Annotated in this window: 18 protein-coding genes; 5 read left to right on the top strand and 13 right to left on the bottom strand. The window is 72.7% G+C overall.

What is annotated here, in order from left to right; genetic code table 11:
• Positions 1 to 64 precede the first annotated feature (64 nt).
• Complete coding sequence (locus ACIQMJ_RS22190; RefSeq protein WP_499762896.1) at positions 65 to 1,372, bottom strand: erythromycin esterase family protein; 1,308 nt, start codon at positions 1,370 to 1,372, stop codon at positions 65 to 67.
• A 108-nt stretch (positions 1,373 to 1,480) separates the two neighbouring features.
• Between ACIQMJ_RS22190 and ACIQMJ_RS22185 the strand changes: the two genes are divergently transcribed.
• The 3 genes from ACIQMJ_RS22185 (at position 1,481) to ACIQMJ_RS22175 (ending at position 6,215) form a co-directional block, all read left to right on the top strand.
• Positions 1,481 to 1,855, top strand: coding sequence for an ATP-binding protein (locus tag ACIQMJ_RS22185; protein ID WP_499762895.1), 375 nt, complete (start codon positions 1,481 to 1,483; stop codon positions 1,853 to 1,855).
• A 65-nt stretch (positions 1,856 to 1,920) separates the two neighbouring features.
• Complete coding sequence (locus ACIQMJ_RS22180) at positions 1,921 to 2,844, top strand: heavy-metal-associated domain-containing protein (RefSeq protein WP_499762894.1); 924 nt, start codon at positions 1,921 to 1,923, stop codon at positions 2,842 to 2,844.
• Entirely contained in the window at positions 2,817 to 6,215 is a 3,399-nt protein-coding gene (locus ACIQMJ_RS22175) for a cation-translocating P-type ATPase (protein ID WP_499762893.1), read from the top strand. The genes ACIQMJ_RS22180 and ACIQMJ_RS22175 overlap by 28 nt, the downstream gene beginning before the upstream one ends.
• On the opposite strand, the gene ACIQMJ_RS22170 is transcribed toward ACIQMJ_RS22175, so the two are convergent.
• The 5 genes from ACIQMJ_RS22170 to ACIQMJ_RS22150 form a co-directional block, all read right to left on the bottom strand.
• Positions 6,196 to 7,011, bottom strand: a complete 816-nt coding sequence (locus ACIQMJ_RS22170; RefSeq protein ID WP_499762892.1) for a carbohydrate ABC transporter permease — start codon at positions 7,009 to 7,011, stop codon at positions 6,196 to 6,198. The two genes, ACIQMJ_RS22175 and ACIQMJ_RS22170, sit on opposite strands and share 20 nt — an antisense overlap.
• On the bottom strand, positions 7,008 to 7,910 hold the full coding sequence (locus ACIQMJ_RS22165; protein ID WP_499762891.1) for a carbohydrate ABC transporter permease: 903 nt from the start codon (positions 7,908 to 7,910) through the stop codon (positions 7,008 to 7,010). The genes ACIQMJ_RS22170 and ACIQMJ_RS22165 overlap by 4 nt, the downstream gene beginning before the upstream one ends.
• Before the next feature lie 117 nt (positions 7,911 to 8,027).
• The gene (locus ACIQMJ_RS22160) at positions 8,028 to 9,344 is read right to left on the bottom strand and encodes an ABC transporter substrate-binding protein (RefSeq protein ID WP_499762890.1); all 1,317 of its coding nucleotides are present in this window, start codon (positions 9,342 to 9,344) and stop codon (positions 8,028 to 8,030) included.
• Between the two features lie 524 nt (positions 9,345 to 9,868).
• The gene (locus ACIQMJ_RS22155) at positions 9,869 to 10,534 is read right to left on the bottom strand and encodes a hypothetical protein (RefSeq protein ID WP_499762889.1); all 666 of its coding nucleotides are present in this window, start codon (positions 10,532 to 10,534) and stop codon (positions 9,869 to 9,871) included.
• Positions 10,531 to 11,337 carry a class I SAM-dependent methyltransferase gene (locus ACIQMJ_RS22150; RefSeq protein ID WP_499762888.1) on the bottom strand — a complete coding sequence of 269 codons (807 nt, stop codon included), beginning with the start codon at positions 11,335 to 11,337 and terminating at the stop codon, positions 10,531 to 10,533. Before ACIQMJ_RS22150 ends, ACIQMJ_RS22155 begins: the two co-directional genes overlap by 4 nt.
• 407 nt (positions 11,338 to 11,744) lie before the next feature.
• Here ACIQMJ_RS22150 and ACIQMJ_RS22145 point away from each other — a divergent pair, with 407 nt between their 5' ends.
• Together ACIQMJ_RS22145 and ACIQMJ_RS22140 are read left to right on the top strand one after the other, a co-directional pair.
• The gene (locus tag ACIQMJ_RS22145; RefSeq protein WP_499762887.1) at positions 11,745 to 12,956 is read left to right on the top strand and encodes an SGNH/GDSL hydrolase family protein; all 1,212 of its coding nucleotides are present in this window, start codon (positions 11,745 to 11,747) and stop codon (positions 12,954 to 12,956) included.
• Positions 12,957 to 13,107: 151 nt separating this feature from the next.
• Positions 13,108 to 15,114: an alpha-glucuronidase gene (locus ACIQMJ_RS22140; protein ID WP_499762886.1), complete on the top strand. Its 2,007-nt coding sequence runs from the start codon at positions 13,108 to 13,110 to the stop codon at positions 15,112 to 15,114.
• A 39-nt stretch (positions 15,115 to 15,153) separates the two neighbouring features.
• Here the strand turns inward: ACIQMJ_RS22140 and ACIQMJ_RS22135 are convergent, their stop codons facing one another.
• The 7 genes from ACIQMJ_RS22135 to ACIQMJ_RS22105 all read right to left on the bottom strand — a co-directional run bounded on the left by ACIQMJ_RS22135 (position 15,154) and on the right by ACIQMJ_RS22105 (position 25,531).
• Positions 15,154 to 17,193 (bottom strand): beta-galactosidase, encoded by a 2,040-nt coding sequence (locus ACIQMJ_RS22135; RefSeq protein WP_499762885.1) that lies wholly within the window; start codon positions 17,191 to 17,193, stop codon positions 15,154 to 15,156.
• Entirely contained in the window at positions 17,190 to 17,888 is a 699-nt protein-coding gene (locus ACIQMJ_RS22130) for a DUF624 domain-containing protein (protein WP_499762884.1), read from the bottom strand. The genes ACIQMJ_RS22135 and ACIQMJ_RS22130 overlap by 4 nt, the downstream gene beginning before the upstream one ends.
• Positions 17,885 to 19,417 carry a GH39 family glycosyl hydrolase gene (locus ACIQMJ_RS22125; RefSeq protein ID WP_499762883.1) on the bottom strand — a complete coding sequence of 511 codons (1,533 nt, stop codon included), beginning with the start codon at positions 19,415 to 19,417 and terminating at the stop codon, positions 17,885 to 17,887. Before ACIQMJ_RS22125 ends, ACIQMJ_RS22130 begins: the two co-directional genes overlap by 4 nt.
• 120 nt (positions 19,418 to 19,537) lie before the next feature.
• Positions 19,538 to 21,169: an ABC transporter substrate-binding protein gene (locus ACIQMJ_RS22120; RefSeq protein ID WP_499762882.1), complete on the bottom strand. Its 1,632-nt coding sequence runs from the start codon at positions 21,167 to 21,169 to the stop codon at positions 19,538 to 19,540.
• A gap of 50 nt (positions 21,170 to 21,219) precedes the next feature.
• The gene (locus ACIQMJ_RS22115; protein ID WP_499762881.1) at positions 21,220 to 22,155 is read right to left on the bottom strand and encodes a carbohydrate ABC transporter permease; all 936 of its coding nucleotides are present in this window, start codon (positions 22,153 to 22,155) and stop codon (positions 21,220 to 21,222) included.
• Positions 22,152 to 23,141, bottom strand: a complete 990-nt coding sequence (locus ACIQMJ_RS22110; protein WP_499762880.1) for an ABC transporter permease — start codon at positions 23,139 to 23,141, stop codon at positions 22,152 to 22,154. The genes ACIQMJ_RS22115 and ACIQMJ_RS22110 overlap by 4 nt, the downstream gene beginning before the upstream one ends.
• The gene (locus ACIQMJ_RS22105) at positions 23,138 to 25,531 is read right to left on the bottom strand and encodes a beta-xylosidase/alpha-l-arabinosidase (RefSeq protein WP_499762879.1); all 2,394 of its coding nucleotides are present in this window, start codon (positions 25,529 to 25,531) and stop codon (positions 23,138 to 23,140) included. Before ACIQMJ_RS22105 ends, ACIQMJ_RS22110 begins: the two co-directional genes overlap by 4 nt.
• Positions 25,532 to 25,592: the final 61 nt, after the last annotated feature.

Genomic DNA, 25,592 nt, shown 5'->3' with positions numbered 1-25,592 from the left:
CCTTGTCGAGCGGACGGCGCGCGGTGGCCGTGACACGATGTTATCAAGCTCTCGTTTTTCCTGGTCAGCCTCCGGGCACCGGTGACGGTCGGACACCGCTCGGATACGTCCCGGGTTCGAGCGCGTCCACCCGGCGCGTGGGCAGGGGCCGCAGCGCCGTGCTCCGGTCGACCCAGACGAACACGTCGTAGCGCTCACCGAGCACGGTCGACACGTAGTTGCCCCAGCGCTCCCGCTCCGGGTGGTAGACGACGCCGATCGCGCGGTGCGGCAGCACGTCGGTGAGCAGGTCGGGCCGGTCGTCGCGCGGGAACACGAACAGCGCCCGGTCGGGCGCGGTCCGGTGCAGCACGTCCTCCAGCGAGCCCGGTCGGGCGGGCGGCACCGCCATCTCCTGCATGCTCGCACCCCACGCCTCACCCGCGACGACGGTCCCGCGGTGGGTGCCGAACCCGACCAGCACCACGTGGTCGGGGCCGTACCGCTCGCGGGCGAGCTGTCCGGTGTTGACCAGGCCGGAGACCGCCATGTCGGTGGCGCGGGCGTCGCCGATGTGGGTGTTGTGCGCCCACACGACCGCCTTCGACCCCGGTCCGTGGTGGTCGAGCAGCCGGTGCAGGGTCTCGTCCATGTGCCGGTCCCGGACGTTCCACGACGACTGCCCGCCGACCATGGCCCGGTAGTAGCGCTCGGCTCCGGCGACCACCTCGGCGTTCTGCCACGCGCCGAACCGGCCCGTGCCGTCGGCCGCCGCGTGCCGTCGCAGCCGCACGAGCAGGTCGACCACCTCGTGCTCACAGCCCCGCGGCACGAACCGGGTGGAGATCGAGTACTCCTGCGGGTCCTCGCCGTGCGGCTCGAAGCACCGGTACGCGGCCAGCGCCGCGGGCACCTCGCCCGGGTCGTGCTCGCGCAGGTGGGTCAGCACCTCGCGCAGCGACTCCCACAGCGAGTAGACGTCGAGCCCGTGGAACGCCACCCGCTCCTCGGGGGCCAGTGCGGCGTTGTGGGCGCGCAGCCACCGGCAGAAGTCGACGACCTCCTCGTTCGCCCACATCCACGTCGGCCACCGGTCGAACGCGGCCAGTGCGGCACGCGGGTCCGCGGGCGCGCCCGGCAGGCCCCGCACGGCCCGGTCGACCCGGTCGCACGCGGGCCAGTCGCCCTCCACGGCCACGAACGAGAAGCCGCGCTCGACGATCAACCGCCTGGTCAGCTCGGCCCGCCACCGGTAGAACTCGTGCGTGCCATGGCTGGCCTCGCCCAGCATCACGACCCGGGCGTCACCCACGCGGTCCAGCAGCACGTCGAAGTCGCCCGCGTCGCGCAACGGCGCGGCCATCGCCGCGACCTCGTCCCCGTAACGGCTCATGGCTCCCTCCGCACCCTCGGCCTACCCGACGCCCGGCGGGGCAAACCGCTCGGCGATCGCAAGGCAGTCGTCAGGCGCACCGGGGCGCGGTGGTGGGACGCTCGGGGCGTGACGGCCGGCCACGACACGGTTGTCCTGGTCGTCCAGGACGAGGACGCGACTTCGCCCGACGAGGTCGCGCGGTGGTTGCGCGACCACCTGGAGGGGTGGCCCGCGTTCGACGTGCTGCTGGTCGGCCTGGTGGTCGGCGAGCTGTACGACAACGCCCGGCGGCACGGCTCGCCGCCGTACGTGCTCGAACTCGTGCTGGACCGGTGGCGGCAGGCGCTGGTGGTCAGCGTGCGCGACCGGGCCGTCCGCCGCGGCGCGCCGTGGTCGTCGTCGGCCGGGTTGTCTCTGGTCGACGGGCTGTCCGAGCGCTGGGGCGTGCTGACGCAGGCGAGCTTCACCACGGTGTGGGCGGAGCTGGTGTTCGAGGACTGAGCCCGCGCGCTCCCACCGCCCGATCGTGACGCATAGGTCGCCGTCCGATCGGGACGAGAGGCACGGTGGAACTCCTCGGCATCGACCCCGTGCGCGTGGCAGGCGACATCGCCAAGGGGCTGGTCGGCCTCGCCCTGGCCCCGCTGGAGCAGACGGCGGTGCTGCGCCGAGAGCGGCGGAAGGTGTGGTCGTGCCCGGGACGCCTGCACATCGAGGCGCACGGCGTGCACGGCCCGCGCGGCAAGCAGGTGGCCGTCCGCGTCGAAAGCGCCCTGGAGAACCACCCCGGAGTGCTCTGGGCCCGCGTCAACGCGCCGTCCGCCCGCGTGATCGTCGCCGTCGAGGAGCCCGCGCCGCCGACGAAGGACCTGGTCGAGCTGGTGCGCCGGGCCGAGTCCGAGCCCGCGACCGAGGACGAGCGGCTGGTCGAGGACGAGCTGCACCACCCGGCGGACGGCCTCAAGGGCACCCGGTTGCTGCCCACGCTCGCCGCCGACGCCGCGGGCCTGGGCTTGGCCGCCATCACGAGGATCGCACCCTGGGCGCCGATCCCGGGTGAGCTGGGTGCGCTGATCGCGGCCGTCGACCTGCACCCCGAGCTGCGTGAGCTGGCCGCCGGACGGCTCCAGGGCCGGGAACGGGCGGACACCGCCACGTCGGTGGTGGCCGCCCTCGTGCACGGCCTCTCGTCACGCAGCGAGGGGACGTCGCTCGACATCGCCCAACGCGTGCAGCAGTGGCGCGAGGTGAAGGCGCACGAACGGGCGTGGTGCGCCGCCGAGGCCGACCTGTCGCCGCCGCACCCGCCGCCAACGCCCGGCGCGCGTAGCGGTCGGCCGGGCCCTCGGGGAGCGGGCGCGGCCGTTCGACCACGATCGGCTCGGCCTCGGCGTCGTCCGGGCGATCCCTGCCGAAGGCGCCGGCGGTCGGCGAGTCCGCGTTCGCCGCGCAGCTGGGCCGCGTGCTGGCCGGCCGCAACGCCCTGGTGATGGAACGCTCGGTGCTGCGCCGGCTGGACGCGGTCGACGTGCTGGTGCTCGACGAGACCGCGCTCGGCTCGGGCCGGTCGGTGCTCAGCGACCTGGTTCCGCTGCCCGACACCGCGCCCGCGGACGCCGCCGAGCGGGCGTTCGCCCTGTTCGACCCCGAGGACGTGACGGCGGTGCGCCGCGACGGCGGGTGGGCGCTCGGCCCGGTCGACCGCCTCGACCCGCAGGGGCGCAAGGGCGTGCGCGAACAGCGCAAGCTCGCCGGGCACGCAGGTGTGCTGGGCCTGACGAAGGACCGCAGGCTGCAAGCCGTGCTGGCGTTCGACGTGGAGACCCCGCCTGCGGTGGACGCGCTGGTGTCGGCGGCGAGGGAGGCCGGGTTGCGAGTGGTGGTGGCCGCGGACCGCGACCGCCCGCCGGTCCGGTTCGCCGACCAGGTCGTGCCGTCCGGTCACGGCCTGGTCGGCGCGGTGCGGGAACTCCAGGGCGACGGGCACGTGGTGCTGGTCGTCTCCGACAACCGCCGTGCGCTCGGTGCGGCGGACTGCGGCGTGGGCGTGCACCGGGATGGCGGGCCGCCACCGTGGGGCGCGCACGTCGTGGTCCGCGACCTGGACGCGGCCGTGCTGCTGGTGGAGGCGGTGCCCGCCGCGCGCCGGGTGAGCCGGGACGCGATCATGCTCGCCCAGGCGGCGAGCGGCATCGGCGCGGTCAGCGCGTTGAGCACGCGCGGCCCGGCGCCCGCCCGGAACGCGGCGCGCGCGGTCGACGGCGCGTCGGCCCTCGCGTTCGTGGACGGCGTGTGGCGGGCGAAGCGGCTGCCCGGCGGCCGGGGTGCCGTCGCGCCCGCGACGTCCCAGCCGTGGCACCTGATGCCGACGGCCACCGTGCTGGACCGGCTCGGCTCGGACCGCGACGGGTTGACCGAGCGCGAGGCGCAGCGCAGGCAGCGCACGTCCACCGGGCGCCAGGCCGTCGGCACGAGCCTGGGCAGCGCGTTCCTGGCCGAGCTGGCCAACCCGCTCACGCCCGTGCTCGCGGGCGGCGCGGCCGTGTCGGCGGCGGTCGGGTCGCCGGTGGACGCCGCGCTGGTCGCCGGGGTGGTCGGCGTGTCGGCGCTGATCGGCAGCGTGCAGCAGGTCGTCACGGACCGGGCGCTGGCCACGCTGCTCGGCCGGTCCGCGGTCCGCGCCACCGCGGTCCGGGACGGCCGGGACCGCGAGGTGACCGCGGACGAGCTGATGACCGGCGACGTGGTGCGCCTGGCGGCCGGCGACGTGGTGCCCGCCGACTGCCGCCTGCTCGACGGCGACGGGCTGGAGGTGGACGAGTCGTCGGTCACCGGCGAGTCCCTGGCCGTGACCAAGGACCCGGCCCCGGTGGTGGCCGCGGAGCTGGCCGACCGGGCGTCCATGCTCTACGAGGGCACCACGATCGCCGCCGGCGAGGCGCTGGCCGTGGTCGTCGCCACCGGTGACGCCACGGAGGTCGGCCGCGGCATGGCGGCGGCCCGCCGCAGCTCGCCGACCACCGGCGTGGAGGCGCGGTTGGCCGACCTGACCCGCAAGACGCTGCCGATCGCGCTCGGCTCGGCGGTGGCGGTCACCGGCGCGGGGCTGCTGCGCGGCGTCCCGCTGCGGCAGAGCATGGGCGCGGCGGTGAACCTCGCCGTCGCCTCGGTGCCCGAAGGGCTGCCGTTCCTGGTGAACGCCGCCCAGCTGGCCGCGGCGCGGCGGCTGGCCGAGCACGGCGCGCTGGTCCGCAACCCGCGCACCATCGAGGCGCTGGGCCGCGTGGACGTGCTGTGCTTCGACAAGACCGGCACCCTGACCGAGGGCAGGCTGACCGTGAGCCGGGTCGACAACGGCCGCCGCGGCGCCGACCTCGACGAGCTGAACGACGAGCTGCGCCGGGTCGTGGCCGCCGCGGTCCGCGCCACGCCCGCCGCGGACGACCCGGCCGAGCTGGCCCACCAGACCGACCGGGCCGTGCTGGAGGGCGCGCGGCGGGCGCGCGTGGGCCCGACGACCGGCGCACGCGGCTGGACGCTGGTCGAGGCGCTGCCGTTCGAGCCGTCCCGCGGCTACCACGCGACCGTCGGCCAGGTCGGGAGGAAGCGGGTGCTCAGCGTGAAGAGCGCGCCGGAGACGGTGCTGCCGCGCTGCGACGCCGACCCCCGCGAGCTGCGGCGGCTGGGGGAGCGGGTGGAACGGCTGGCCGGTCGCGGGCACCGGGTGCTGGCCGTCGCCGAACGCACCGGCTACGAGGCGGACTCGATCACCGACGACGACGTGAACGGCCTGACGCTGCTGGGTTTCGTCGCGCTGGCCGACCCGGTGCGCGACGGCGCGCCCCCGGCGGCGGCGAAGCTGCGCGAGGCCGGGGTGCGGATCGTGATGATCACCGGCGACCACCCGGCCACCGGCGAGGCCATCGCCGGCGAGGTCAGCGGTGACGACGACCTGACCGTGGTGACCGGCTCGCGGCTCGACGAGCTGGCCGACGACGAGCTGGACGCCCTGCTGCCCTCGGTGGACGTGATCGCCCGCTGCACCCCGGCGCAGAAGGTGCGCATCATCGACGCCTACCAGCGGCTCGGCCGGGTGGTCGCGATGACCGGTGACGGCGCGAACGACGCACCGGCGATCCGGCTCGCCGACGTCGGCATCGCGCTGGGCAGGCGCGGCACGCCGGCCGCCCGTGCCGCAGCCGACCTGGTGGTCACCGACGACCGGGTGGAGACGATCATCTCCGCGCTGGTGGAGGGCCGGGCCATGTGGGCGTCGGTGCGGGAGGCGTTGGCGAGCCTGCTCGGCGGCAACCTCGGTGAGATCGCGTTCAGCGTGCTGGGCTCGGCGATCACCGGCCGGTCGCCGCTCACCGCGCGGCAGTTGCTGCTGGTGAACCTGCTGACCGACCTCGCGCCCGCGCTGGCCATCGCGTTGAGCAGGCCCGCCCGCGAGTCCGTGCCCGACCTGCTGCGCGAAGGCCCGTCGTCGTCGCTGGGCAGCGCGTTGACCAAGGACATCACGGCCCGCGCGGTCACCACGACGCTCGGCGCCACGGCGGCGTGGACCGCGGCCCGCCTCACCGGCCGCGCCCGCCGGGCGAGCACCGTCGCGCTGGCCGCGCTCGTCGGCACCCAGCTCGGCCAGACCCTCGTCACCGGCGGCCTGGACCGGTCGGTGCTGGCCGCGAGCCTCGGGTCGGCCGCCGCGCTCGGCGCGGTGATCCAGACCCCGGGCGTCAGCCAGTTCTTCGGCTGCACGCCGCTGGGCCCGGTCGGCTGGGGCATCGCGCTGTCCAGCGCCACCGCCGCGAACCTCCTCGGCCTGGTGCTGAACCCGCTCGTCACTCGACGTGCTGGGTGACCGTGCCGCGCACGAAGTGCCGCTGGGCCACCAGGAACAGCAGGACCATCGGCACGGTCGCGACGGCGCTCGCGGCCAGCACCAGCTCCCACTGCTCCTCGCCGCCCTCGCCGAACCGGTCCAGCACCGCCTTCAGCCCGCGCGGCAACGTGTACAGCTCCGGCTCGCGCAGGTAGATCAGCGGTTTGACCAGGTCCGTCCACGCCGCCTTCAGCTCGAACACGAACACCACGACCAGGCCCGGTTTCGCCAGCGGCAGCGCCATCGACGTGAACAGCCGCCACGGGCTCGCGCCGTCCACCTTCGCCGCGTCGAACACCTCGCTCGGCAGGCCGAGGAAGAACTGGCGCAGCAGGAAGATGTAGAACGCCGAGCCGAACAGGTTCTGCGCCCACAGCGGGATCTGCGTCGTCGCCAGGCCCAGCGCGTGCCACTCCAGGTAGACCGGCACCATGGTCACCGCCGCGGGTAGCATCATGGTCGCCAGCACCACGCCGAACAGCGCGTTCCGGCCGGGGAACCGGAACATCGCGAACCCGAAGGCCACCAGCGCGCTGGTCGCCGTGGCCGCCACCGCCGCCGCCAGGCCCACGGCGACGCTGTTGCCGATCCACGTCAGCAGCGGCACCGCCTGCCACACCTCGACGTAGTTGCCCGGCGAGAACGGCCGGGGCAGCAGCGCGTTGTCGAACACGTGCGCCCGGTCCTTCAGCGACGCGCTGACCAGCCACCAGAACGGGTAGCCGAACGCCACCGTGACGACCAGCAGCGCCACCCACACCCCGACGCGCTTCACGACCGGTCACCCTCGTAGTGCACGTACCGGCGCGACAACCGCACCTGCACGGCCGTGATGACGGCGATCACCGCGAACAGGCCCCACGCCAACGCCGACGCGTACCCCATCCGCAGCGAGCCGAACGCCTCCTGGAACAGGTGGATCACGTAGAACAGCGCGGCGTCGCCCTCGGCGGAGGCTTTCGCCCGCGCCCCGAAGAACATCGCGTACGCCTCGGTGAACACCTGGAGGGACGCGATCGTGTTGACCACCGCGGTGAAGTACACCGTGCCGCTGATGCCGGGCAGCGTCACGTGCCAGAACTGCCGCCACGGGCTCGCGCCGTCCAGCCGCGCCGCCTCGTACCGCTCCGCGGGGACGCGGGTCAGCGCCGCCAGGTACAGCACGGCGGTGCTACCGACCGTCCACAGGCTCATCACCACCAGCCCCGGCTTGATCCACGCGGGGTCGGTGGTCCAGTTCGGGCCCTGGAACCCGAACCAGCCGAGGAACCCGTTGATCGCGCCGTGCTGGCCGTTGAGCAGCAGCAGGAACATCGCCGCGAGCGCCACCGGCGGCGTCATCACGGGCAGGTACAGGATCGTGCGGAAGAACCCGCTCCCGCGGCCGGCGCGGCGCAGCAGGCTCGCCAGGCCCAGAGCCAGCACGATCTGCGCGGGCACGTGCAGCGCGGTGAAGAAGACCGTGTTCCACAACGCGGTGCCGACCCGTTCGTCGCCGATGGCCTCGCGGTAGTTCTCCAGGCCGATGAACGTCGGCGGCTTGAGCATGTCGTAGTGCGTGAGCGACAGCCAGAGGCTGAACAGCATGGGCCCGGCGGTGAACGCCAGGAACCCGACCACCCACGGCAGCAGGAACAACCACCCCGCCCGCGCCTCACGTCCGCTGACCGTCACGGCTGTGCCTCCCGCCCGCCCCGCGCGCCGACCACCGCGGCCCTGCCGCCGGTCCACGCCCACCCCTGCGCCCCGGCCGCACTTCCGGCCCGCGACGTCCGCCCGACCACCACGGCCCTACCTCCCGCCCACCCGTCTGAGCGCCCGCTCCGCCTCGCGCTGCGCCTGCGCCATCGCCTCCTCCGGGCTCTGCTGCCCGACCAGCACCCGGTTCACCGCGCCCTCCCAGGCGCGCACCAAGTCGCTCGCCGCCGGGCTCGGCGGCAGGGCGAAGGCCCTGTCCTGCAACGACAGCACCACCGGCACACCCCGCGCCAGGATCGGGTTGCCCTTCGGGTCGAACACCTCGCGGAAGATCCGCTCGTCGGCGACCCGGTCGGCGGTGAACGTGCCGCCGTAGGGCCGCCCGGCCTTGGCCAGCGCGTCACGCCGCGCCTTCGCCGCGGTCACCCAGGTCTCCGTGTCCGTCATCGTGACCAGGAAGCGGCAGGCCAGCTCCGGGTGCCTGGCGCCCTTGGGGATCGCCCACGCCTGCCCGCCGGACTCGGTCAGCACCTGTCCGTCCCGGTCGGTGAACGGCGTGATCGTCACGTCCGCGTCGGGCGAGTTGGTCGCCAGGGTGTTGACGTACCAGGAGTCCATCGGCATCGCGGCCAGCTGCCCGGCCACGTACTGGTTGTTCGCGCCGAACTGGTCGAACGTGTCGCGGAACGCCTTGAACGACGCCCAGCCGCCCTGCCGCGCCACGAGGTCCGTCGTGTGGCGGACCGCCTCGACCACGCGCGGGTCGTCCAGCCGCGCGTCGGGCCCGATCAGCTCCGCGCCGTTCGCCTTGGCCCACAGCGGCAGGAACTCGGGGATCTTCGGGTCGAACCCGATGCGCTCCACCCGACCGCCGCCGACCTCGGCCAGCCGGTCGGCGAGCGCGCCCATCCCGGCCCAGTCGGCCGTGGACAGCGCCGCCGGGTCCAGGCCCGCGGCGCGCACCACCGGGTTGTTGATGATCATCAACCGGACGCTGGAGAACTCCGGCAGCCCGTAGACCTCGCCCTCGTAGGTGACCTGGCGCAGGGCCGCCTCCCGGAACCGGCCGAGGTCGACGCCGTGCTCCCGCAGGCAGCCGTCCAGGCCCTGCACCGCGCCGCGCGCCGCGTAACCGCCGAGCTTGCGCCGTTCCGCGTAGACCAGGTCGGGCGGGTCGCCCGCGGCCACCGCGGACAGGAACTGCTGCTCGTCGAACGCCCCCTCGCTGATCCGCAGGTCGACCCCCGGGTTGGCCTCGCGGAACACGGCCACGCGGGCCGTGGCGTGCTCGTCCGGGAGCCCGAAGCCCATGGTGACCAGCGCACCGGAGGTGTCCGAACCCAACCCGCCGCACCCGGCGATCACGAGCGCCGCCGTGACCAGCACCGACGTGCCCAGGAGCCCCCGCATGCCGCCTCCCCGCGCCCGACGTCGCCGACGACGTCACCGGGACGGTTCCCACCCCGGCACCCCGTCACACCAGGGTCGCCCGCTTGGCGCAAGGCGGCACCGAATGCGACCGGAGGAGGGGGCGCGGCCCCGTTCCCGGGAGGTTGGCGGGAACGGGGCCGCGCGGTGGCGCTCCGCGTCCGGCACGGGGCCGGTCGGGGGATGGCGCGGAGGCCGGTCGGATGGCACCGAGGTGCCAGAGCTGGTGGGGCTCGCGGTCGACAGCGAACTCACCGCGTAGTGATGGGTGCCGTTACGTGATCCAGGTGGCCTGGCCGGCACTGCCCCCGATCACCTACGAACCGCCGTTCGTGATCGGGTCGTCGAACGCGGAAACGGATGGCGTGGTCGGCCGAAGACGTTCTCGACTTCACCGCGTGATGATTGCGTCAGGTGTCGGCGGGAATCGCCCGGCACTCGTCCGGTGTTCTTCGGCGCGCGATGCGCGGTATTCCGTCCCGGGAAATCCGGTCACCTGGTCACGATCAACGCCGTAATGGTCGACCGGACTTCGCCCACCGGGTGTGACAGGCGTGCAGCGCCTGCCGGAAGTCCTCTCGGCGGGCGCGGGCGACCTCGGGGTCGACCGGCCGGTCGCGCACGTGGTCGGCGGCGATGCCCACGAGCAGTTCGAGGAGGTCGGCGGGCAGCCGCGGGCACCGGAGCACGCGGCGGACGTGTTCCGCGGTGCCCGCACGGGTCATCGACCACGCCAGCACCCGCCTCCAGGTCCGGCCGGCGGCGCACGCCGACACCGCAGTCACCAGCAGGTGGCGCAGCGAGGCGGTCGGAGGCCCGTCCGGTGCGGGTGCCTCGTCGCCGAACGTCGACCCGCCCCACGGGATGACCAGGGGCGTCCGGCCGTCGCGGCGGACCGCGGCGAAGTCCGGGATCGTGCACAGGGCCCGCAGGACGTCGGCGGCGGTGCCGCGCTCGACGACCTGGCGCCACCGGGTGACGACGCAGAACACCGGCCCGCCGCGGTCGTGCGCGGCCTGCCGGAGCGCCGCCAACTCGGGCCCGAAGTGCCCGCCGGCGCCTCCGTCGAGGAGAGCGGCGACCCGGTCGCCGTCGAGGACGCAGAGCACGGCGTCGGCCCGCGGTGACCGCACGTCGCCCAGCACGGCGACGCGGAGGACCGCCGCTTTCACGGCCGGCGGCGGAGCACGACGACCGTGCCCGTGACCGTCACCGGGTCGAACCGGTCGTCACCGCCCAGCTCGTCGACGAACCGGACGACGTCGAGCCAGCGGTCCGGGCGGTGGTCGTGCAGCACGACGAGCCCCCCGGGCGCGACCGACGGGCCGAGGCGCTCGAAGTCCTCCCTGATCCGCGCGCGGTCGTGCAGGCCGTTGAGGAGCAGCAGCCCGATCCGGCGGCCTTGGACTGCGTCGGCCGAGCGACCGCGGACCACCTCCACCCAGTCGAGCAGGCGTGTGTCGACCAGGCTGTCCCGGAACCCCTCGTGGCCCGGCGTCCCGTTGGCGGCGTGGCCGGGGTCGGGACGTTGCCGGTCCTGCGGGTCGGTGGACACCAGCATGTCACTGGGGCGCAGCGCGCGCATCGCACTGGCCGGCACGACCGTCGACCGGCCGCCGCGGCTGCCCACTTCGACCAGCGCCGGGTCGTTCGGCAGCGCGGTCAGCACGTGGCAGGCGGCGCGGTGCGGCACGGCCCCGTCGTCCTCCGACAGCCCGTCCTCGGTCGCCTCGACCCGCGCCCAGACCTCGTCGAAGTCCTCCGGGGTCCTGATCGGATCTTCGTCGTCCATCGGCTCCTCCTCTCGTGTCCCTCCGGCGTGGCCCTGCGCCCCGGTGCGACTCTGCGGGTCCGGTCCCCGCGTCGGCGGTCCGCTGCCCGCAGTCCGCGAGCCGAGGGTGTCGACGCCGCACTTGAGCAGGGCGGCCGCGGTGAGCACGATCGAGCCGACCCCGGTGTAGCTCAGCAATGACACAGGACATCTCCTCTGTTCGGTGACCGCATTCGGGCGACTGTTCATCGAAGTTATTCCCCGTGGTCGGGTCGGCACAATTCGAAAAGCGCCTGTCCCGGGTTTTTCGGAGACCGTTGCGCACGTCGGTGAAGTGATTGGTCGCGGTTGTCCCGGAAAACCGGTGTGCTGACCCGGACCGGTGGCCGGATCGGGTTCGACCGAGTGGTCCGGCTCGTTCCGGTGCTATCCGCCGGAGGACGTCTGCGCGCCCGGCCGGCGGCGAGCGGGGCGCGTGCCGGTGGGTTCGGGGCCGTTCGGGTGGGGTGGGCGGGGTGCCGTCGCCGAGCCGCAGTCGGTGCCGCAGCGAACAGGTAGCGTCCCACCGGAATCCGTGTTCACCCGCAAGAGTTGCGGAGGTCCGCCCGATCATGAGTTTCAGCGCATCACCCGTCGGTCGTTGGGTCCACACGTGGGTTTCCGCACCGCAGCTGACCGAGCAGGGCAACCTGCCGCCCGCGCCGTTCACCCGTGACGGTCTCGTGCTCGCCGACGCCACGCTGCGGCAGACGGCGCGCGTCACGATCGGTGGCGACCGGCTGCGGCTGCGGTTCTCCAACGCGTTCGGCGGCGCGGTGCTGCCCATCACGGCGGTGACCGCGGCGCACCCGGTCGGCGGTCGGGCCGGGGTGGCCGCGGTCGAGCCGGGCTCGGTCCGGCCGGTCACGTTCCACGGCCGCGCGAGCGTCGTCGTGCCGGTCGGGGCGCAGGTCGTGTCGGACCCGCTGGACTTCCCGGTCGGGCCGGAGGCGAACGTGACCGTGACGGTGCACCTGGCCGACGGGCAGGCGTCCGACCTGGTGACCTCTCACCCGGGCTCGCGCACGACGTCCCACATCCTGGCGGGCGACCACGTGGCGGCCGACGACCTGCCGGGTGCGACGACTGCGGACCACTGGTACTTCCTCAGCGGCATCGAGGTGTGGTCCGAGCGGGGCGGCGCCGCCGTGGTCGCGCTGGGTGACTCCCTGACCGACGGCCGGGGCTCCACCACGAACGGCAACGACCGGTGGCCGGACCGGCTGTCGGCCCGGCTGAGGGCGCACGCCGCCACCGCGGACGTCGCCGTGCTCAACCAGGGCACCGGCGGCAACCGGGTGCTGGGCGACGGGATCGGACCCAGCGCCCTGGCCCGCTTGGACCGCGACGTGCTGGCGCAGACCGGCGTGGCGTGGCTGGTGCTGTTCGAGGGCATCAACGACATCGCCACCGCGCCCGCCACGGCCGTCGCGCAGAAGCAGGTGGCCGACGACCTCTGCGCGGCCTACGAGCAGATCGTGGTGCGCGCCCACGCGCACGGCATCGAGGTGTACGGGGCGACGTTGGCGCCGCTGGGCGGCAACGAGACCTACGACGACCCGGACGGCCACCGCGAAGCGGCACGTCAGGCGGTCAACGAGTGGGTCCGCGCCGCCGGGGCGTTCGACGCCGTGCTCGACTTCGACGCGGCGGTCCGCGACCCGGACGACCCGCGCCGCCTGCTCGCCGCCTACGACGAGGGCGACCACCTGCACATGACACCGGCCGGCTACCAAGCGCTCGCGGACGCGGTTCCGCTGGAGCTGTTCCACCGGTCCATTTGAGACAGCCTGCGCGGACCTGTTGCCGCGCAAAAGTTTCGTAGCGGCGAAACGCCGTGAAAGTCGACAGTGGACACCGGTTTTCCTTGCCCGGCCAGGAGGAGCGGCATAGGTTTGACGACGTCACCGATCCCGCACCGGGAGGAACCTGTTCATGATCGGCGTGCACCCCGCCTGGCTCCCCGCCTCCGCGTTCCGGGCGATCGGCTCGCGGCGGACCCGCGTCACCGGGGAAGGGCCGGTCGTCGCCACGGTGCGCGGCGAGGTCGAGGCCGCGGCGGCCGAGCACGGTGGTGCGCTGGTCGAGGACGGTCCGGTGGACCTGGAGCTGGTCTGCGCGCCCGATGACGGGGAGACCGACCCCGAGGCGTTCGTGGTGGGTCGCGAGGGCACGACCACGGTGGTCCGCGCGATCGACGGAGCGGGGCTGCTGTACGGCTTCCACCACGTGGTGCGGCAGGGCGAGTCCGCGTTCACGGGCGGGACACCGCCGCGGCGGCACGCGCCGCGCCAGCCGGTGCGGATGCTGGACCACTGGGACAACGTCGACGTGCACCCGGTGATGGGGCAGGTCGAACGCGGGTACGCGGGCGGCTCGATCTTCTACGCCGACGGCGCGGTCCGGGCCGACCTGTCCCGGGCGCGCGCCTACGCGCGGCTGCTCGGCTCGATCGGCGTCAACCGGGTCGGGTTGAACAACGTCAACGTGCACCGCACCGAGGCGAGGCTGCTGACCGACCTGCTGCCCGAGGTGGTGCGGCTGGCCGAGGTGTTCCGCCCGCACGGCATCAGGGTGCACCTGTCGGTGAGCTTCGCCGCGCCGATCACGCTCGGCGGCCTGCCCACCGCCGACCCGCTCGACCCGGCCGTGCTGGACTGGTGGGCGCGCACGACGGCGCGGGTGTACGCGGCGATCCCGGACTTCGGCGGGTACGTCGTCAAGGCCGACTCGGAAGGCCAGCCCGGCCCGTTCGCCTACGGCCGTGACCACGCCGACGGGGCGAACGCGCTGGCCCGCGCCCTCGCGCCGTTCGGCGGGACGGTGTTCTGGCGGGCGTTCGTCTACAACCACCGGCAGGACTGGCGGGACCGCTCGACGGACCGCGCCCGCGCGGCGTACGACCACTTCGCCCCGCTGGACGGCGCGTTCGACCCGAACGTGGTGGTGCAGGTGAAGGCCGGTCCGGTGGACTTCCAGGTGCGCGAGCCGTTGTCGCCGGTGATCGCGGCGATGCCGCGGACGCGGCTCGCGGTCGAGTTGCAGGTGACGCAGGAGTACACCGGGCAGCAGAAGCACGTGTGCTACCTGGTGCCGCAGTGGCGGGAGATGCTGGGCTTCCGGCCTTGGGGCGAGGGCGGCGGTGACGGTGACAGTGACGGCGGGGACCGGTCGACGGTCGCGGACATCGCCGCGGGCCGGGTCGCCGCGCCGGCGGGCGGGGTGGTCGCGGTGTCGAACGTCGGTGAAGACCCGTTCTGGACGGGGCACCCGTTGGCGCAGGCCAACCTGTTCGGGTTCGGGCGGCTCGCGTGGGACGAGCGGGTCCCGCCGGAGGTCGTGCTGGACGAGTGGATCGGGCTCACGTTCGGCGAGGGGACGACGATCCGGGAGGCGCTGCACGACGCGATGGCGGGCTCGTGGGCGACGTACGAGCGGTACACCGCGCCGCTGGGGGTCGGCTTCATGGTGAACCCGGGTGACCACTACGGGCCGAGTGTCGACGGCTACGAGTACTCGCCCTGGGGCACCTACCACTTCGCCGACCGGGACGGGGTCGGGGTGGATCGGACGCGGGCCACGGGCACGGGTTTCACCGGGCAGTTCCCCGCCCCGTGGCGGGACGTGTACGAGTCGCTGGAGACGTGCCCGGACGAGCTGCTGCTGTTCTTCCACCACGTGCCGTACGGGCACGTCCTGCACTCCGGGACGACGGTGGTCCAGCACATCTACGACACCCACTTCGCCGGGCGGGACGAGGTGGCGCGGATGGTCGGGACGTGGGCGGAGGTCGAGGGGCACGTGCCTGCCGACGTGTTCGAGCGGGTGGCCGGGTTGTTGGCGGAACAGCTGCGGTGTGCGACGGAGTGGCGGGACCAGGTGAACACGTACTTCTGGCGCAAGTCGGGGGTGCCGGACGCGCACGGCCGCACCATCCACTGACCCCCGGCCGCGCGTGTCCCGCGTTCAGGACCCCTGGGTTCACCGTTCGCGATCGCAGCGGATCACGAGGACGGCGGTTGGGGCGAGGTCCAAGGGCTCGCCGGGGTGCAGTCGGCGGTCGGTCAGGAGGTCGGTGCCGGGGACCGGGGCGGGGACGGTGCGGGCGGGCCCGTGGTTGAGGATGAACAGGTAGCGGGTGCCGTCGTCGGTGATGCGCTCGGTCACCTCGACGTCCGGGGTGTCGGCGAGGGGGCCCAGCAGGTCGTGGTGGGTCAACGCCGAGCGCACGACGGCGGCCACGCCCGGGTCGTCCAGCAGGGTCGCGACGTACCAGGCGTGGCCGCGGCCCCGGGTGGACCTGGTCACGGCGGGGGTGCCGGCGTAGAAGTCGGAGCCGTAGGTGCCCAGGACCTCGGCGTCGTCCGGCACGACGACCTCGAACACGTGGCGGGCGTCGTACTCCGCGCCGAACAGCGCCACGGGGTTCACCACGTCGGGTTGTCGGGCGTCGGTCTCCTCGACCCGCAGACCGAGCAGGGACGCGAACGGTCCGGGCACGTCGGTCGGGAACGCGTTGTCGTCCTCGTCCACGCGGCCGGACAGCGCGGTGGTGATGAACGTGCCGCCCCGCTCCACCAGCGCGGTCACGCGGTCGGCCAGGTCGCCCTTCACCATGTGCAGCAGTGGCGCGACGACGACGTCGTAGCCGGACAGGTCGGCGGTCACGGGCACCACGTCGAGCGGGACGTTCGCCTGCCACAGCGCGCGGTGGTAGCTGGTGAGGACGTCCAGGTAGCGCACGTTGCGGTTGGGGCCGTCGGACATCTCGACCGCCCACCAGCTGTCCCAGTCGACCAGCAGCGCGGCACGCGCCGGGGTGCGTCCGCCCAGCACCGCGTCCCCGACGCGGCCGAAGTCGGCGCCCACCTCGGCGACCTCGCGGAACACGCGGGTGTCCGTGCGGCCCGCGTGGTCGAGGACGGCGCCGTGGTACTTCTCGCACGCGCCGCGGGACTGCCGGAGCTGGAAGTACAGCACCGCGTCCGCGCCGTGCGCGACCGACTGCCACGACCACAGCCGCAGCACGCCGGGGCGCTTGACCGGGTTCACGTCACGTGAAGCGGTGACCGAGGGGGTCTGCTCCATCACCCAGAACGGGGCGCCGTCGCGCAGGCCGCGCATCAGCCCGTGCGCCAACGCCATGCGCGCGGCCGTGCGGGTGGAGGAGCGGTCCTCGGGCGGGTAGTTGTCCCACGACGCGAAGTCCAGGTGGGGTGCCCAGCGGTGGTAGTCGATCGGCTGGTAGAGGCCCATCATGTTCGTCGTCACGGGCTTGTCCGGCGAGTGCTCGCGGATGGCCGCCTTCTCCGCCAGGAACCCTTCCAGCAGCTGGTCGGACATGAACCGCTTGTAGTCCAGCGTGATGCCCTGGAACGCGGTGTGGTCGGGCCCGCGCCAGTGCTCGGACAACGCGTTCGGCGGCTGGATCTCCGCCCACTCGGTGAACGTGTGCGACCAGAACGTGGTGTTCCAGGCGTGGTTGAGGCGGTCGAGGTCGCCGTACCGCTCGCGCAGCCAGTCCCGGAACGCCTCACCGCACGCCGGGCACCAGCACGCGCCGCCGTACTCGTTGCCGACGTGCCACGCCACGACCGCCGGGTTGTCCCCGTACCGCCGCGCCAGCCGCTGGGCCAGCCCGACCGCCGCGCCGCGGAAGGCGGCCGAGGAGGGGCAGGCGTTGTGCCGCTGACCGTAGACGTGCCGCCGGCCCTCGAAGTCGACCCGGCACACGTCCGGGTACTTGCGCGCCAGCCACGGCGGCATCGCGCCGCTCGGGGTGGCCAGCACGATCCGCATGCCCTCGGCCGTCGCGCGTTCCACGATCGCGTCCAGCGTGGAGAAGTCGTAGCGGGCCTCAGCGGGTTCCAGGTGGGCCCACGCGAACACGCCCACCGTGACCGTGTTGATGCCGGCGAGCTTGAACGCGGCGTAGTCGTCGTCCCAGACCTCCCGGGGCCACTGCTCCGGGTTGTAGTCGCCGCCGTAACCGGTGCTCGGGGGCACGATCCGCTGGGTCACGCGGTGAACCTTTCGGTGGCGTCGCGCAGCACCGGTTCGGCGTTGCGCAGCAGGAGGAGGGTGAAGGGTGCGGCCAGCAGCGCGAGCACCCAGTCCGAGCTGAGCACGACGAGCCCGCCGGCCGCGATGAGCAGCGAGAACGCACCGAGCGCGCTCGCCGGCCGTGCGGCCAGGTAGTACGACGCGAGGCGTGCGGTGTCACGGGTGCGCAGGGACAGCGTGGACGACAGCACCAGCGCCTGCGTCGACCACACGAGGACGACCACGGCGACGACGACCAGCACGAGGCCGTACCCGGCGGGCACGGCGGCGAGCTCCAGGTTGGCCAGGCTGAAGCCGATCACGGTGAGCACCGCGAGGGCGGGCAGCCACCAGCGCAGCACGTCGAGCCAGTTGAGCCGGTAGCCGCGCCGGAAGTGCCGGGCGGGGGAGAGGTCCCGGTCGGCCAGGAACACCCGCCAGGCGTAGACGGCGGCCGACAGCGCCGGGCCGACCGGGGCGAAGCACAGCCCGATCAGCGGCGCGTTGCCCGCGCTGCGGTCCAGGAACAGCAGTGCGAGGAACCCTGGGGCCGTGGTCAGCACGATCATGGCCTCGATGACGACGAACCAGTACACGACCGACGCGATGCGCGACAGGATGCCCGCCCCGATCTCGGCGGCGGGGTCACCCCGTCGTGGCGCGGCCACGGTCACGGCCTCTCGTGCGGCGCCACGAGCCGGTCGTCGGACGCGCCGAGCAGCCGCCGGTCGTCCAGCCCCTCGTGCTCCTCGGCGCGCACCCCGACGAGCTCGACGAACGTGACCTCGTGCCGGGCCAGTGCCAGGTCCAGCGCGACCCGCCCGCCCACGACCTCGACCGACCGGTGCTCCACCGCCGGGCGGGCGCAGTCGCGCAGCACGTCGAGCGTGCGCGGGTCGGGTGAGCGGGGACGGCCCAGTTCGCGCCACGCGCCGAACGCGTTGCCGTCGTGCTCGTTGACCCGTTCCCGGCGGACGAACGCGCGCGGTCCGGTCATCGGGATCGACAGCCGCACCTCGTGCCGCTCGGGCGCGTCGGGGCCGTCCGTGCCGCCGACCGGCTGCCAGGCCAGCGCGGTGACCCGGCCGTCGTCGGTCGCGCACACCAGGTGGTCCGCGCCGCGGGCCAGCACGTGCGCGCCCATCCGGGCCATGAACGCGTACAGGTGGTAGGTCGGCTTGGGCACCTGCCGGTGCGTCAGCAGGCCGAACCCGCCGTGGAACAGCGAGGTCGGCACGTTCTCCTCCTCGAAGACGTCGCAGAACGTCCAGTAGGAGTACGAGTCCACCAGGTCCGTGCCGCCGGTGAGCACCGGTGCCAGGTACGCGGCGTGGTAGGCGGTGTCGTGGATCGGGTTGTCGGGCCGGTAGGAGCTGTTGAACTCGGTGATGTGCACCGGCAGCCCGGCCAGCGCGGTGCCCGCCAGGTGCTTGCGGGGCGCGTCGAACTGGTCCAGCAGGTGCCGCGGGTCGGTCAGCGTCTGGTAGGTGCCGAACGGCACGTGCTGCGCCGGGCCGGACGTGTAGGCGTGCCTGCTGACGAAGTCGACCGGCACGTCGCGGCGGGCGACGAACTGGGCGAACGGCTCCCACCACTCGTCCGAGCCGGGGGAGATCGCCGGGCCGCCCACCTGGAGCCCGGCGTCGACGTCCTTGATGGTCCGCGCGGTGACCTCGTAGAGGCGGAAGTAGGCTTCCTGGTCGGCGTCCTTCCAGAAGTTGACCAGGTTCGGCTCGTTCCACACCTCGATCGGCCAGGTGCGCACCTCGGCCGGGCCGTAGCGGTCGACCAGGTGGCGCACGACGGCGCGCACCAGGGCGGCCCACTCGTCCCAGTCCCTCGGCGGGGTGATGTTGCCCTTCCACCAGAACACGGTGTCGTCGCCCGAGGCGAGCGCGGTGGGCATGAACCCCAGCTCGACGAACGGCCGGATGCCCAGCTCCAGGAACCGGTCGAAGACCTGGTCGACGTAGGTGAACGAGTACCGGGTCACCCCGTCGTTCGAGCGGCGGTGCACGCCCATGTCGTCGGACAGCAGGCCGTGGCCGCGGATGTGGCGGAAGCCGATGTCGCGCTGCACGCGGGCCAGGGACTCCTGGTAGTCGGCGCGCAGCGCGAGGTTGAGCCGGCCGGTGCCCACGCAGTGGCGCCACGACTCGGACAGGCGGCCGATCGGCTCGCCCGGGACGGTGATGCGGTTCAACTGCCCTCCAGTGCCACGGTCTCCGGGCCGCGTCGGTCGCCCGCGACCCGGTTCCCGGCGATCACGCTCGTCGACCGCCGGGAGGTCGGGCTCGACCGACCTCCCGGCGACCCGCCCGACTCAGCCGTTCTTCTCCTTGTAGCGCTTGTGCGCGTTGTTCACCAGCTCGATGTAGTCGTTCATGCCCTTGGCCTCGAGCTCCTTGACGTAGGCGTCCCACGTCGAGAGGTCGCGCTGGCCGAGGATGAACTGCAGCGTGGACTGCGTGACGAGGTCCTTGAGCGGCGTCTCCCACAGGCCCGCCCGCTCGCGCTCCTCCTCGTTGAGCGGCGCGGGCGGGGCGAGCGGGAGCTGCTTCTTGTCCGCCAGCGTCTTCTGGAAGGCGAGCTCCTCGTCGGTGTACATCGACTGGACCAGCTCGGTGGCGCCGCCGTAGCTGAACACACCGCCCTGGAAGCCGAAGTCGCGCTGGAGGTTCTTCGGCGCGCCGACGTTGATGCCGCCGAACGCGACCTCGGGCTTGAGGGCCCGCTTGCCCGAGGCGTCCTTGTCGTAGGTCGTCCCCTTGACGCCCCACTTCGTGAACTCCTGGGCCTCGTCGGCGTACCACAGCCAGTCGATGAACTGCATGGTGGCGACGAACTTGTCGCTCTCGGCCAGCTTCGCCGACACCATCAGGCCGTTCTCCAGCCGGGAACCGCGCAGCACGTCACCCTTCGGGCCCGCGGGCACGGGGATCTTGGCCACGGTCGCGCCGGGGATCTTGGAGACGTTCGGCCGGTAGTCGTTGATGATGTTCTGCGCGTTGCTGCTGATCGCGTACGACTTGCCGCTGGCGAACTTCTGGATCGCCGCGTCGTCCTTCTGGGTGAAGCTCTCCGGGTCCATCAGCCCTTCCTTGACGAGCTTGCTGAAGAACTCGATCAGCTGCTTGTACTCGGGCGTGGCGCCGGCGAACTCGAACTGCTTCTTGTCCTCGTTCCAGATGGAGTTCTTGACGTAGCCCCACCCGGCCTGCGCGCCGAACGTCTGGGCCGCGATGTTGAGGATCGACTTGCCCTCGAACCGGTCCGACAGCGGGTAGACGTCGGGGTGCGCGGCCTTGATGGCCTTGAGGACCTTGTAGACGTCGTCCCAGTTCTTCGGCGTCTGGAGGTTGAGGCGCTGGAGCTCGTCGGTGCGGAACGCCAGCGTGTAGTCCTGCTGGACCTTCTCGTGCAGGCCGGGCAGCACGTAGAACTTGCCGTCCTCCTGGCGCAGCGTGTTCAGCTCCGGCTGGAGCTTCCACTTCTCGACCTTGTCCTTGAAGTTCGGCATCAGGTCGATGTAGTCGCTCACCGGGAGGATCGCGCCGGAGGAGACGAACGGCTCCTCCTGGCCCGGGTAGGTCTTGGAGATGATCGTCGGCGCGTCACCCGAGCTGATCAGCAGACCGCGCTTCTGGTCGTAGTCGCTGTAGGGGACGACCGTCGGCTTGATCGTGATGTTGGTGCGCTGGCTGATCTCCTTCCAGAGCAGCCAGTCCTCCTTGAGCGGGTAGTGCGACTGGTCCAGGAACAGCAGGCTCACGTCGAGCGGCTCGGTGGCCTTGAACTGCGCGCCCGCCTTGTAGTCGGCCATCGACGCGGTCTTCTTGCCGTCGAGGTCGACCCCGCTGCCGGTGTCCGCGCCCTCCTCGCTGCACGCGGCCAGACCGACCACGAGGCTGCCGGCGACGGCAGTCAGAAGCGTGCGCTTCCACTTGGTTCTCATCGTGCTGTCTCCTCAGGTGATTGACGCCGTCGTCAACTGGAGCGGACGCACTACTGCTTGACCGCGCCGAGCATCACGCCCGACACGAAGTAGCGCTGGATGAAGGGGTAGACGGTGATGATGGGCAGCACGGTGAGCACCATCGTCACGGCTTTGATGTTCGCGGAGATGGCCACCGCGTTGGACTCGATGGCGCCGACCGACGTCGCCGAGGTGGCGCCGGCGATCATGTTCCGCAGGTACACGGTGACCGGGAACAGGTCCGCCCGGTCGAGGTAGAGGAAAGCCTGGAACCAGGAGTTCCAGTTCGCCACCGCGTAGAACAGGATCATGGTGGCGAGCACGGCCTTCGACAGCGGCAGCACGATGCGCAGCAGGATGCCGTAGGTGTTGAGGCCGTCGATCGCGGCGGCCTCCTCCAGCTCCGCCGGCAGGCTCTCGAAGAACGCCTTCATCACCAGCAGGTTGAACACGCTGATCGCGTTCGGCAGCACGATCGCCCAGATCGTGTTGGTCATCCCGAGGCCGTTCACCAGCACGTAGTTCGGGATCAGGCCGCCGTTGAAGAACATGGTGAACACGGCGATGCCGACGAGCAGGCCCCGGCCCTTGAGCCGGTGCTTGGACAGCACGTACGCGTAGACCGTGGTGAGCACGATCGAGATCGCGGTCGCCGTCACGGTGTAGATGACGGTGTTGAGGTAGCTGTTCCAGAACGCCGGGTCGGACGCCACCAGCTTGTACGTGTCGAGGTTGAACCCGCGCGGCACCAGGTTGACCTGGCCGGTGCGGATGTAGACCTCGCTGCTGAACGACTGCGCCACGATGTTGACGAACGGGTACAGCGTCACCGCGACCACGCCGAGCAGCACGATCGCGTTGACCACGCGGAACACCCGGTAGCCGGGGGAGTCGTCCAGCGACGTGCGGCGCGCGCCCGCGGGCTTGTCCAGCCGCTCCAGGACGTGCGAGGGGTCGGTGGTCACCACAGGCTCGTCCCCACTGTGCGGCGCGAGATCGCGTTGGCGGACAGGATCAGCGTCAGGCCGATGATCGACTCGAACAGGCCGATGGCGGCGGCGTAGCTGAAGTTGTTGGACACCAGTCCGACCCGGTAGAGGTAGGTCGAGACGACGTCCGCGGTGGGGTAGGTGAGCGGGTTGTAGAGCAGCAGGACCTTCTCGAACCCGACCGCCATGAACGTGCCGATGTTGAGGATCAGCAGCGTGATCATCGTCGGCCGGATCCCGGGCAGCGTCACGTGCCAGGTCTGCTGCCAGCGGTTCGCGCCGTCGATCCGGGCCGCCTCGTAGAGCTGCGCGTCGATCGTGGTCAGCGCGGCCAGGTAGAGGATCGTGCCCCAGCCGACGGTCTGCCACACCTCGGACGAGACGTAGATCGTGCGGAACCAGCTCGGGTCCTGGATGTAGGACACCGCCTCGCCGCCGAAGGCCCGCACGATCTGGTTGACCGTGCCCTCCAGCGACACCAGCTGCATCACCATGCCGGCCACGATCACGATCGACAGGAAGTGCGGCAGGTAGGACACCGTCTGCACGAACCGCTTGAAGTACCGCGAGCGGACCTCGTTGAGCAGCAGCGCCAGCACGATCGGCAACGGGAAGGTGAACACCAGCGACAGCGCGCCGAGCGCCATCGTGTTGCCGAAGACCTCCCAGAAGTTCGGGTCGTTGATGAACATCTTGACGTACCGCAGGCCGACCCACGTCTCGCCGTAGATGCTGCCGCCCGGCACGAACTTGCGGAACGCGATGACGTTGCCGAGCATCGGCGCGTACCGGAAGACGAGGAAGAACAGCAGCGGGACGATGACGAGCGTGTAGAGCTGCCAGTCGCGCTTGAACGCCTTGCGCCACGTGGTCTTGTACTGCGGCGCCTTGGCCGCCTTCGGCGGTTTCCCGGGCCGGTCCGGCGCGGTGTCGGCCGGCGGTTCGCTGATCTGGGTGGTCATGCTCGCTCCACCTCCTCGTGGGTGACCGACACGGCGGTGAGCCACTGCCGCGTGTGGTCGACTTCGCGCAGCGGGCCGCCGAGTTCGAGGTCCACCGCTTCGTGCACGTCCGCGCTCGACCGGGACACGCGCAGCTGCACCGCGCCCGGTTCGACCACGCGCCGCCCGCCGAGGCCGGTGAACGACGTGGCGTCGGCCGGCACGCGGAACGTCACGCGCGCCGACGCGCCGCCGGCCAGCTCCACCCGGGCGTAGCCGATCAGCCGCACGACCGGGCGGGTCACCTGCGCGACGGGGTCGTGCAGGTAGAGCTGCACCACGTCCGCGCCGGCGCGCGTGCCGGGGTTGCGGACGTCCAGTTCCAGCTCCACGTCGCCGTCGGTGGTCCACGGCCGGTCGCCGGGGACCAGGCGGACGGGCGACCAGGTGAACGCGTCGTAGCCCAGGCCGTGGCCGAACGGGAAGACGTGCGTCGGGTCCACGTTGGACACTTCGGTGCGCCGCCCCAGCGGTGCGGACAGGTAGGTGCCCGGCTGGCCGGAGGGGTCGCCGGGGATGCCGAGCGGCAGCCGGCCCGACGGCGACACCGCGCCGGTCAGCACGTCGGCGATGGCCCGGCCGCCGAGCTGGCCGGGGAAGAACGCCTGCACGACCGCCGCGGAGCCGTCGGCCAGGTCGCCGATCGCGTACGGGCGGCCGGTGACGAGCAGCAGCACGACCGGCGTGCCGGTGGCCTGGACCGCGCGGACCAGGTCGGCCTGCGCGCCGGGCAGGTCCAGGTCGGTCGCGTCGCACCCCTCGCCCGACGTGCCCCGCCCGAACAGCCCCGCCAGGTCGCCCACGGCGACCACGCACACGTCCGCGTCCCGTGCCGCGGCGACGGCCGCCGCGATGTCGTCGGCGTCGGGTTCGGCGGACACCTCGCAGCCCTTCGCGTGGGTGATGTCGCCGCCCACGGCGTCGCGCAGCGACGAGAGCACGGTCGGGATCTCCAGGCCCAGCCCGGCGTCCGGGTGGTGCACGCCGATGTGCGCGGGGAAGGAGTAGCAGCCCAGCATAGCCATCGGGTCGTCCGCGAGCGGGCCGACCACGGCCAGCCGCACGTCGGGCCGCAGCGGCAGCACGCCGTCGTTGGCGAGCAGGACCAGCGACTCGCGCGCGAGCCGCAGCGTGACGTCCTGCGCCTCCGGCGAGTCCAGCCGCAGCTCGTCGACGCCCGCCGGCAGCGGTGTCCAGTCCGGGTCGAGCAGGCCCAGTTCGACCTTCTGGCGCAGCACCCGGCGCAACGCCCGGTCGACCAGGGCTTCGTCCACGTCGCCGCGCTCGACCGCGTCGCGCAGCGGTTTCCCGTAGCAGCGCACGGTCGGCAGCTCGACGTCCACGCCCGCCGCGAGGGCCAGCCCGGCGGCGTGCGCCTCGTCCTCGGCGACGCCGTGCAGGGTCTCCAGGAACTTGACCGCGAAGTAGTCGGCGACCACCGTGCCGTCGAAGCCCCACGTGTCGCGCAGCAGCGTGGTGAGCAGACCGGCGTCGGCGGCGGACGGCACGCCGTCGATCTCGGTGTAGGACTGCATGACCGACCGCACGCCGCCGTCGCGCACGGCCATCTCGAACGGCGGCAGGATCACGTCGGCGAACTCGCGGGGTCCGATGGCCACGGGTGCGAGGTTGCGCCCGGCGCGGGAGGCGGAGTAGCCGGCGAAGTGCTTGAGCGTGGCCACGATCCCGGCCTGCTCCAGACCCCGCACGTACGCGGTGCCGACGGTGCCGACGAGGTACGGGTCCTCGCCGATGGTCTCCTCGGTGCGGCCCCAGCGGTAGTCGCGGGTGACGTCCAGGACCGGCGCCAGCCCCTGGTGCACGCCCGCCGCGCGCATCGAGCGGCCGATCAGGCCGGACATCTCGGCCACGAGCTCCGGGTGGAAGGACGCGCCCCAGGCGGGCGGCGCGGGGAAGGCGGTGGCCTGCCACGCGGCGAAGCCGGTGAGGCACTCCTCGTGCACCAGGGCCGGGATGCCGAACCGGTTGGCTTCGGCCACCTCGCGCTGCGACGCGGCCAGGGACCGGGCGCCGGCGACCGGGTCGACCGGCCGGGTGCCGAACGGGCGGGTGAGCTGGCCGAGACCGGCGGAGATGACCTCCGCCCAGACCACGGGCTCGCTCGTCATGTCGTGCTGGTGCGGTGCCACGCCGGCGCCGGAGGGGTCCGCGCCGACCCAGACGCCGACGAGCTGCGCGAGCTTCTCCTCGAGCGTCATCGCGGCGATGAGCGCGTCGACCCGTTCGGCGGCGGGCAGTGAGACGTCCCGCCACACCGCGTTCGGCTGGTCGGCGGCAGTCGGGACGGCGTCGCCCACCGGCGTCGTCGCGACCTCCGTCGTCCTGTTCATCATCGACCAGGTACCCCCGCTCACATCCGCGTGAAGACCGAAACTATCGAAGTACTTTCCG

Source organism: Actinosynnema sp. NPDC091369, assembly GCF_044757065.1.
Taxonomy (GTDB): Bacteria; Actinomycetota; Actinomycetes; order Mycobacteriales; family Pseudonocardiaceae; genus Actinosynnema.
Note: the sequence above shows the minus strand (reverse complement) of the source record. Positions and strands in the feature narration are given on the sequence as shown.